Genomic DNA, 2,349 nt, shown 5'->3' with positions numbered 1-2,349 from the left:
CTGGTAATGCAGAACCTTCCCTTTGCCCAACAGGTTTTATTGGTCAAAGTAGTTCTGGAGAATGGTACAACTACAACTAAAAAAGTGATCTTTAAATAAATAAAATAACAGGACAATAATTAAAAAATCCGATGGCGAGAGTTGTCGGATTTTTTTTATTAGCTTTTTACTTTTATTTAAAAAACATATATTTTATGTATTAAAAACATTGTATTAAACGAGAAATCTATAAAAGTGCATAGGATTCTACTTATTTTTTTTTAAAATATAAAAAATCCATGGTATTACATCGTGTTTATATGTTTTTAATCGAGTTTACATTTCTCATAGAAAAAACAAATTGCAAAATAATTATTTTTGTGACTTATATACTTCTTAATGTGTGCATTGAACATGTTTGGAGAAATTGTAATGTTCCAGTTGAAAAAATCAGATTACATACATAATAGAATAGGTATATAAGTTAATTGCTCCAGAACTATTTAACACCATAAACCTACCAAATGATTCAAAAATTACTTTTGATGGTACGCCCTTTGTTTTTAAAGACCATCGTTTTATTTTTTTTATTCTTCACTTCTAAAACTTTAAGTCAAACTTCAGTAACAAGAATTTATACGGATTGGAATGGATATTTTGCATCAAGTTCTGCTACAAATGTTGTTGCGAATCAGCCTAATACCGAAAATAATTTATTAGCCTTTGACTGGGGAGGTAAAACATACGCCACTGGAGCCAATAATGCAGCTTTAACGGCTAATTCGATTGTTTTTGAAAATACTCTTTTCAGAGCTTTAAAAATTCAATCTTTAGATTATGCTTCGAGTACTTTTTTTTTACAAGGCTCTATGATAGACGGTTCGTTAACCAACAGAGTGTTGACTCCGGCACTTTCGGGGACTACTTCTCTTCCCGCCGAGCTGGCCTCAAGGCTAACTGATGGTGTCAACGGTTTAGCCTTAGGAACAGGAATTGCTAATATAAAAGAGGGATCAGCTTCATTTAAAGTAGGGTCAAATAATGTTCAATCAAGCTCAATTGCTGATAACATACCTGATATAGTGGTTAGTCAGGTTGCATCTCCCACTTCTAAAGTAGATACATTTAAGTTTGTAGATAGTAATGGCGTAACGGTAGGAACTATCGTAAATGTTAATTTTAGTTCATCTACTATTCCGGTTATGGGAACTTATCGATTAGATTTGTTCAATGCCAACAATGGAACTCCATCTGCTACTTATCTAGCAAACGAAACCAGAGAAATACGTTTGCTTGCAATGGATTTAAGTGTTTTTGGCATTACTTCTGCAAATGCTGCACAAATTGATAGATTTGTGGTGAATTTTTCAGGAGATTCAGATTGCGCTTTCATCGCGATAAATAAAAATTCATTAAAAACTGCTGAAGTTGCTTTGGTAAAAAAAGCTTCTATAACAGGATGCGGTGTGGTTGGAAGCGTGATTAATTATACTTTTGAAGTTACTAATACTGGACAGGTTCCTTTAACTAACTTAAGTATTACAGATCCGAAGATTGGAACAATTTCAGGATCACCCATAGCTTCTTTGGCGGTTGGTGCTACTATTGTTTTAAACGCAAATTATACAGTTACAGCTGCTGATGTTGCTTTAGGTAAAGTCATCAACACAGCAAAAGTTACAGCAATTGATCCATCATTAAATGAAGTTGAAGATATTTCAGGACAGACTAATGGAGATGATATTCCAACGTCTATTAATTTATTTACGCCACCTACAATTGGTGCTGTTAAAAGCATCACTTGTAATTCATTAGGGACGATCGTTTTAAATAATTTGCCTTCAACGGGAACCTGGACTTTAGAGCGAAATCCAGGGGCAGTAATTACTACTGGCACAGGATCTTCTTACACTGTAGCTGGGTTGGCTGTAGGAACATATAGTTTTAGAATAACAAACAGTAGTGGATGTAAATCTCCTTCAACAGCAAGCATTTCGATTTCAAGTCAGACAACAAATACATGGAACGGGAGCACATGGTCTGCCGGATCAGTACCTACTCTTGATCAGAATATTGTTTTTACCGGAAATTATCCTCCGGCAACTGATCCTAATATTGATTTATACGGCTGTACTTGCCTTGTTTCAGGAAGCACTACAAAAGTCACTATTAAATCTGGTAGAACTTTGACTATAACAAATTGGGTAAATGTTGCAACAGATCAGAATTTAATTTTTGAGAATAATGCAAGTCTAATTCAAACGACTAATGCTGTCAATTCTGGAAAAATTGTCTACAAGCGAAATTCCCAGCCTATGAAGAATTTCGATTATACGTATTGGTCATCGCCAGTAGAAGGTCAGACTTTTT

Annotated in this window: 1 protein-coding gene; it reads left to right on the top strand. The window is 34.4% G+C overall.

The window, feature by feature from the left end; genetic code table 11:
* Window positions 1–503: 503 nt before the first annotated feature.
* A partial coding sequence (locus tag ACEN2I_RS19850; protein WP_441767813.1) for a DUF7507 domain-containing protein occupies window positions 504–2,349 on the top strand: 1,846 nt, incomplete at its 3' end.

Origin of the sequence: Flavobacterium sp. W22_SRS_FK3, from assembly GCF_052113665.1 — a bacterium.
GTDB lineage: Bacteria > Bacteroidota > Bacteroidia > Flavobacteriales > Flavobacteriaceae > Flavobacterium.
The sequence above is the reverse complement of the archived record's forward strand: the minus strand, read 5'-3'. Positions and strand labels throughout refer to the sequence as shown.